The organism is Nostoc sp. UCD121 (assembly GCF_014222285.1).
GTDB lineage: Bacteria > Cyanobacteriota > Cyanobacteriia > Cyanobacteriales > Nostocaceae > Nostoc.
On the sequence record NZ_JACKZS010000280.1, the window covers coordinates 1 to 8,107 of the forward strand.

Below are 8,107 nucleotides of genomic sequence, written 5' to 3' on the forward strand. Positions count from 1 at the left end.
GCCACACGCGAACAAATTATGATTTATTCCACTATCTATTTTCCCTTAACCGAGCAGTATTGAAATCTATCCTGAGTGTTGACACTGACATCACCGAAAAGAAACAACTTGAAGAACAGTTCTTTCGCGCTCAAAGATTGGAGAGTATTGGTATCCTTGCAGGTGGTATTGCCCACGACTTAAACAATATATTGACACCAATTTTGGCAGCAGCCCAATTGATCCAAGGAAAATTTTTCCAAGACGAAGAGCGGTTTGGGCAACTGCTAGCACTTGTAGAAAGCAACGCCCAACGTGGAGCAGCTTTGGTGAAGCAAGTCTTGTCATTTGCGCGAGGATATAAAGGAGAGCGGATAATTATCCAAGTTAAGTATCTGATTTCAGAAATTATCCAAATCGTTAAAGAAACATTTCCCAAATCTATTGAATTGTCCACGATTATCCCAGAAGACACTTGGCCTATTACTGGGGACACCACACAGCTGCATCAAGTGTTGATGAATCTGGTAGTAAATGCTCGCGATGCTTTACCAGATGGTGGCAAGATCACAATTTCTGTAGAAAATAAGTTTATTGATGAAGCTTACACCAGAATGAATCTCGATGCCCAAGTTGGGCATTACATTATGATTACCGTTGCCGATAACGGAGTTGGGATACCGCCAGAAATATTAGATAGAATTTTTGAGCCATTTTTCACTACAAAAGAAATCAACACAGGTACAGGGCTCGGACTTTCAACAGTACTAGGCATCATTAAAAGTCATGCTGGTTTTATCAAAGTGTCTACTAATGTTGGTAAAGGCAGTAAATTTGACCTGTTTTTACCAGCAGTGGAAGCAACTCAAGCGTTCAAGATAGAAGACCTGGATGTCGTTCCAGGAGAGGGAGAATTGATTTTAGTTGTAGATGATGAAGCACAAATTCGGGAGATTGCTGCAATCATTTTAGAAAACTATAACTATAAAATACTAGCTGCCAGTAATGGCATAGAAGCGATCGCACTCTATGCCCAATACAAGCATCAAATCAATGCCGTGTTGATGGATATAATGATGCCGGAGATGGACGGAATCACCGCTATTCGCACCCTGCAAAAAATGAACAACCAGGTTCAAATTATTGCCTGTAGCGGACTGAACTCAATGGAAATCTTTGCTCAAGCTTCTGATGCTAATGTGAAAGCAGTTTTATCAAAACCCTATACGGCCAAAGAATTATTGAAAAGTTTACACAACTTATTTAGAGGCAGTGTAGAGTTATGAGGGCAGGGGGAGAATTAGTACCTCTTCACTCAGCACTGTTTTGCCCAATGCCCTATTCCTCACAAGTTCCTCAAATTGTTTTCTTAAATTTAGAGGGTAGCCAACATTGATAAAATGGGATAAATGTAGCTAATGAATATTGTTAGGAAGATTAACGATCAGTTAGCGATCGCTGGACAAATTACACTAGACCAGCTCAAACAAATAGCTGATGAGGGTTATAAGTCTGTATTGAACTTACGTTTACCCGATGAAGCAGGCTTATTGGCTGACGAACAGCAAAAGACTGAGTTTTTGGGATTGTACTACGTAAATTTCCCGACAAAAAATGAAGACATTAATCATCAAAGTATGCTCCAAATATATCAAGCGATCGCTGAATTACCCAAGCCGACTCTGATACATTGCGATAATTCAATTCGTTCTGCTGCAATAGTCTTGTTGTATATCGCTATCAAACAGGGCATAACTTTTGAAAAAGCCCTGCAAAAAGTTATTACTTTAGGCTTAATATAGTTATCAATTAAATTGATTTTTAATAGAAATAATTCAGGATTTAGGAGTCAAAATGTGCTAAATCCTAGCTATCCGCTAACAGAATTAATTATGTACAAAATCCCTCACAGACTCGCTAGCGCTACATTATCAGTGATGGATATGAATTCTCTATTCTCTTAATTCCTATTGCGGTTCTCGAATGGAAGCAATACAGTTTGACCTCTCTCCAAACCTCTCTCTTAAAAGGAGAGAGGTTTTAAATTTTACTCCCCTTCCCTATAAGGGAAGGGGCTGGGGGTTAGCTCTGTATTGCACTCAACTCATAACCGCTATAATTCCTGAATTCGAAATTCTTCTTCAATAATTTAAATTTTTCAGCATATTTAAAACCTGAGAAGAAGCTTGACCACTAGAGCTAGTCACAGAAGATTTGATATTTGCTTGGGTCTGATTTGTTGTAGATGTAGACGAATTTGAAACCTGGCTGTTGTCTTTAATTAAACGGCTGTAAGTTCGTTGGGGAATGAAGTGGAGTGGATTGTAACCAACGAAACGCAAAATTAGTACACAAGCCCAGGAATATCGACCATCACTAATGGCTTCCATAACTTGCTCTAATTGTTCTGGACTAATGGCTTTGTGAAAATTTTTCCCAGAAGAAGAAATGTGGTAGTTCATAGCTAACCTGATGTAAGTTATCTAAATCGAGGTGTATCAGTTTATGCCACCATAAGCTGCTGCTTGAATTGGGCTGAGTAGTATGTCTGCAATACAACGACGACGGATGATAATTTTAGCAGTGACTGTTTTACCAGCCTTTAATCTGCTTACACATTTGGTTTGATTATGCTAAAACTTGCTGGATTTAACTTATTTATGAAGTAATTTTCTACTAGTGATCGCTCAAATTTGGCTGTATTGCTTGATCGAGAATAGTGTTTTATGCCTGATTGAGAACTAACTACTATACATAGAATAATCTGTCTTTGCTGTTACTCTGGCCAAATTGGCAGTTTTTTGAATTGGGTATTGGGCATTGGGTATGGGATCAAACAAAAGTTCTTCTCTGCTCACAAATGACTAATGACTAACTCCCTCATCCCATAGATTTGAAGTCCTCGCAAGGTTTCATCCCATAGCTAGAAGCGCGTGGTCTTCATAGTTACCTACTATTAGGTGGGAAATGTACCTCACGGAACCGGAGACTGGAGAGAAGAATGAGGTCGTGGACTAGCTAAAGTATTGGAATTCGTCATCATGTATGAACTAGTTCAAGCTGTCTTCAACGGTGATGAAAAAACTGTTCTGCATCAGTTGATTTATACGTTGAGTGCTTCAGGTAAGCGTTACTTACTAAGAAATGAGATTTTGCAAGCTTTTGCCGATTACTGTCATCAATCCCAAAAGCCAGCCTATTTTTACCACTCTTCTTCTATTGGCAAACTGATACATTACACTCATGAAATAATTATCGAAGAGGAAAGTACCTGGTTCGTGATTCGGCCCAAGATTGCTAACCAGGAAGTTTGGCGATTGACAGCCAATTTGGATAGCTTTGAGCAGATGACGCAACAAGCGTTATTAGATGTAAGAGATCGCTTAGTAAACCGTTACCAACCCGGTATCCTCGAAATCGACCTTCACCCTTTTTACGAGGATTCTCCAAGAATCGACGACCCTAGAAATATTGGTCAAGGTTTAGCCTACCTTAACCGTTACCTGTGCAATCAATTGTTGGCTGACCCTGAATATTGGGTAGAAATGCTGTTTCAAGCATTACAGGGGCTACAACACGATGGGATACGGCTGCTGTTGAGCGATCGCATTCCCTCCGGTATTCATTTAGCCAAACAAATTAAATTAGCTCTCAAATTGCTGAATGAGCGATCGCCTCATGAACCTTATGAAAAATTCCGCTTAGACCTCGAAGAACTCGGCTTTGAGCCAGGTTGGGGTAACACTGCGGGGCGAGTCTCCGAAACCCTAGAACTCCTCGACCGACTGATTTACTCTCCAGAACCGGGCATATTAGAAGCATTTGTGGCCCGCGTCCCCGCCGTTTTTCGCGTCGTCCTCATTTCCATCCACGGCTGGGTTGGACAGGAAGATGTTGTCGGAAGAGATGAAACACTCAGTCAAGTTATCTACGTCCTAGAACAAGCTCGCAGCTTAGAAAACGAACTGCGCGAACAAATCAAACTTGCCGGACTAGACCAGCTAGGTATCAAACCCCATGTAATTATTCTCACCCGACTAATTCCTAACTGTGAAGGGACATTTTGCTACCTGCCCCTAGAAAAAGTCGAAGATACTGAAAATGCTTGGATATTGCGCGTTCCTTTTGGTGAATTCAATCCAGAAATTACTAACAATTGGATTTCTAAATTTGACATTTGGCCTTACTTAGAACAATTTGCTTTAGATGCAGAAAAAGAATTACTAACTCAATTCAAAGGTAAACCTAATCTTCTTGTTGGCAATTACAGCGACGGTAACTTAGTGGCTTCTCTTTTATCTCGCCGGATGAAAGTTACCCAGTGCAATATTGCCCATTCTTTAGAAAAACCTAAATATCTATTTAGTAATTTATATTGGCAAGATTTAGAAAATCAATACCACTTTTCTGCACAATTCACTGCTGATTTAATTAGCATGAATGCAGCCGACTTCATCATCACATCCTCCTATCAAGAAATTGTCGGTACACCAGACACCATAGGTCAATACGAATCGTATAAATGCTTTACTATGCCGCAGTTGTATCACGTAGTTGATGGGATTGATTTATTTAGTCCCAAATTCAACTTAGTACCACCGGGAGTAAATGAAAGTATTTTCTTTCCTTATAGCCAGAAAGAAAACCGAGATTCTAACCTTTGTACAGAAATTCACGACTTACTTTTTACCCGCGAAGATCCTCAAATATTGGGTCATTTAGATAGCCCTAATAAGCGACCAATCTTTTCCGTTAGTTCCATCAGTTCAATCAAAAACCTTGCGGGATTAGCTGAGTGTTTTGGTCAAAGTCAGAGGTTGCAAGAGCATTGTAACCTGATCCTCTTGAGTAGTAAACTGCATCCTGATGAAGCTACAAACCCAGAAGAAGCAGAAGAAATCCAAAAACTCCACAATATTATTGATCAATATCATCTCGATAGTAAAATTCGCTGGCTGGGAATGCGTATTCCTAGCAACAACCTTGGTGAAGCCTACCGAGTAGTTGCAGATTGTCAGGGAATTTCTGTCCACTTTGCCCGGTTTGAATCCTTTGGGCGGAGCATTTTGGAAGCGATGATTTCTGGCTTGCCAACTTTTGCTACTCAATTTGGCGGTTCTTTAGAAATTATCGAAAACCAAGAGGAGGAATTTAATGTTAATCCTACAGATTTAGGAGAAACAGCAAAGAAAATTTTAGATTTTATTGAACAATGCAATACTCATCCTGAACATTGGTACGAAGTCTCAGAATGGATGAGCCAGCGAGTTCATAACCGATACAATTGGCATTTACATAGTAATCAATTACTACTACTGGCAAAAATGTTTACTTTTTGGAACTTTGTTGCGCCAGAAAATAACGAAGCGAGAGATCGCTATATGGAAACATTATTCCATCTTATTTATAAACCTAGAGCCGAAAAGATTTTAGAAAAGCACACGCGGGCTAAGTCGTAATTCGTAATGACGTTCGCGGACTCGCTACCGCTACGCTAACGTAATTCGTAATTATGACTGAATGGAGATTTTGAGTCTATCAGGAGGTGTTAAAACTTGAAGCATTAGGCTCAAAGTACTTATTCATCCACCTCTGAACTCCGTTAATCCACCTCTGAACTCCGTTAATCCACTTCTGAACTCCGTTAATCCACTTCTGAACTCCGTTAATCCACCTTTGAACTCCGTTCATCCACCTCTGAACTCCGTCAATCCACCTCTGAACTCCGTCAATCCACCTCTGAACTCCGTTAATCCACCTCTGAACTCCGTTCATCCACCTCTGAACTCCGTCAATCCACCTTTGAACTCCGTTCATCCACCTTTGAATCAAATTTTCCAATTCCCAATTCCCAATTCCCTACTCCCCACTTTATGCAAACAAAAGACCGTTCTCGCCATTTTATTTACACAGACTGGATATTAATCGAAACCCAGTTTGATCCTGACCAATTGCAATCAAAAGAAACCGTCTTTACAATTGGCAATGGATACTTGGGAACAAGAGGTAGTTTTGAGGAAGGGTATCCTCATTCATTACCAGCTACTTTTATCAACGGTGTCTACGATGATGTGCCGGTGGTGTACACGGAACTAGTAAATTGCCCTGACTGGCTACCCTTGATAGTAATTGTGAATGGCGATCGCTTCCGTCTCGATCAAGGTGAGATATTAAGCTACGATCGCCAACTCGATCTCCGTCAGGGATTAGTCATCCGGGCTTTGCGTTGGCGTTCTCCTAGTGGAAACACCATAGACATCAGCTTTGAACGCTTTGCCAGTCTCGCAGATCCGCACGTGTTGGCGCTACGCTGCCATTTAACGCCAATAGATTTTGATGGGTTAATCGAAATTCAAGCTAGTATCAACGGCTATCCTGAAAATCAAGGTTTCAATCACTGGGAAGGACTAGATCAGGGTAAAACAGACCAAGGAATCTGGTTGCAACGCCGCACCCGCCACTCTCGAATTGAACTCGGAATGGCTGCTAAGGTGACAATATTAGGTGCTGAAGCATCTTTGCAAGTCAATACTGCACCTGGTTATCCAACCTTAAGCACTACCTTCTTAGCTAAGGCGCAACAGGTCGTAACAATAGAAAAATTAGTGACAGTTTTTACCTCGCGCGAGATTGATACCCCAGTCTCAGCCTCTCAAGAAAAACTCGCACACCTCCCAGACTACGCAACACTAAAAAAAGCCAATCAGCAGGCATGGGATAAGGTTTGGCAGCAAAGCGACATCCTGATTGAGGGGGATAGCACAGCTACTTTTGCGGTTCGCTACAATGTGTTTCAGCTGCTGATTGCTGGCGTGCGTGATGATGATAGGGTGAGCATTCCTGCTAAAACTCTTTCGGGGTTTGGCTATCGCGGTCATATATTTTGGGATACAGAAATTTTTATGCTGCCCCTATTTATATTTACCCAGCCAGCGATCGCTCGAAACTTACTCAGTTATCGTTGGCATACCTTACCGGGAGCTAGACGCAAAGCGGCCCATTACGGCTATAAAGGGGCAATGTTTGCCTGGGAAAGTGCTGATACTGGAGATGAAGTAACACCACGTTGGGCACTCGGAAATGATTTTTATGGTGAAGACGTGCGGATTTGGTGTCGCGATCGCGAAATTCATATCAATGCAGATATCCCCTACGCCGCTTGGAATTACTGGCAAACCACTGGTGATGATGAGTGGATGCAAAAGTATGGCGCAGAGATTATCTTAGATACCGCTATCTTCTGGGCGAGTCGGGTAGAATTCAATCCTGAGCGCCAACAGTATGAAATTCGCGGCGTGATTGGGGTGGATGAATACCATGAACTCGTTCACAACAACGCCTTTACAAACCGGATGGCGCAATGGCATTTAGAGAAAGCGATCGCAGTCTATGATTGGCTGGTTCAAAAATTCCCCGAACGAGCCAGAGAATTAGAAGAAAAACTACAACTTACCGTCCAAGAGCGAACGCACTGGCAAGATATTATCAATAAAATATTGTTTCTCTATAACCCAGTAACAGAACTAATTGAGCAGTGCGAGGGGTTTTTCCAATTAGAAGATATTAACTTAAGAGACTACGAACCACGCGATCGCTCTATGCAACCGATCTTGGGTGTTGAGAAAATCAACAAATATCAAGTAATCAAACAACCAGATATATTGATGCTTCTTTATTTAATGCGAGAATCAGCAGATTTTCCCTACAGCGAAAAAGCATTGCAGGCAAACTGGGATTACTACGCACCCCGTACCGATATTACTTATGGTTCTTCCCTTGGCCCAGCAGTTCACGCCATCTTAGCTTCCGATTTGAGCAAATCAACCGAAGCTTACGAAGTATTTCTGCACGCATTAATGGTGGATCTTGAAGATAACCGAGGTAACACCAGTGATGGAATTCATGGTGCTAGTGCTGGTGGCATTTGGCAAGCTGTAATTTTTGGATTTGGTGGCATCCAAATCACCGAAAATGGCCCAGTAGCTAACCCCCATCTGCCTGATGGCTGGACGCGCCTGAAGTTTAAACTGCACTGGGGTGATAAATGGCACGATTTCGATCTCCGCAAAGGACAAATCTCCCAAGATATAACTCGTCAACTCGAATATCTCCAACTTTCCCTATCCCC

The 8,107-nt window shown here is 41.6% G+C and carries 6 protein-coding genes; 4 read left to right on the forward strand and 2 right to left on the reverse strand.

The window, feature by feature from the left end:
* Positions 1 to 1,265, forward strand: a 1,265-nt coding sequence (locus GNF10_RS33135; protein ID WP_260446363.1) for an ATP-binding protein, incomplete at its 5' end; no start/stop codon positions are given.
* 132 nt (positions 1,266 to 1,397) lie between these two features.
* Positions 1,398 to 1,781, forward strand: a complete 384-nt coding sequence (locus tag GNF10_RS33140; RefSeq protein ID WP_185581556.1) for a sulfur transferase domain-containing protein — start codon at positions 1,398 to 1,400, stop codon at positions 1,779 to 1,781.
* A 339-nt stretch (positions 1,782 to 2,120) separates the two neighbouring features.
* Here GNF10_RS33140 and GNF10_RS33145 read toward each other — a convergent pair whose 3' ends face one another.
* Positions 2,121 to 2,441: a HetP family heterocyst commitment protein gene (locus GNF10_RS33145; protein ID WP_185581588.1), complete on the reverse strand. Its 321-nt coding sequence runs from the start codon at positions 2,439 to 2,441 to the stop codon at positions 2,121 to 2,123.
* 579 nt (positions 2,442 to 3,020) lie between these two features.
* On the opposite strand from GNF10_RS33145, the gene GNF10_RS33150 reads away from it, so the two are divergent.
* Entirely contained in the window at positions 3,021 to 5,438 is a 2,418-nt protein-coding gene (locus GNF10_RS33150) for a sucrose synthase (RefSeq protein ID WP_185581589.1), read from the forward strand.
* A gap of 79 nt (positions 5,439 to 5,517) precedes the next feature.
* Here GNF10_RS33150 and GNF10_RS33155 read toward each other — a convergent pair whose 3' ends face one another.
* The gene (locus GNF10_RS33155; protein WP_185581590.1) at positions 5,518 to 5,820 is read right to left on the reverse strand and encodes a hypothetical protein; all 303 of its coding nucleotides are present in this window, start codon (positions 5,818 to 5,820) and stop codon (positions 5,518 to 5,520) included.
* A 32-nt stretch (positions 5,821 to 5,852) separates the two neighbouring features.
* Between GNF10_RS33155 and GNF10_RS33160 the strand changes: the two genes are divergently transcribed.
* Positions 5,853 to 8,107: glycoside hydrolase family 65 protein (locus tag GNF10_RS33160; protein ID WP_185607375.1), on the forward strand; the 2,255-nt coding region annotated here is incomplete at its 3' end.

Coding starts and splice junctions, on each gene's coding strand:
- GNF10_RS33150 (WP_185581589.1), top strand. CDS start 3,021: ATGTATGAACTAGTTCAAGCTGTCTTCAACGGTGATGAAAAAACTGTT.
- GNF10_RS33145 (WP_185581588.1), bottom strand. CDS start 2,441: ATGAACTACCACATTTCTTCTTCTGGGAAAAATTTTCACAAAGCCATT.
- GNF10_RS33140 (WP_185581556.1), top strand. CDS start 1,398: ATGAATATTGTTAGGAAGATTAACGATCAGTTAGCGATCGCTGGACAA.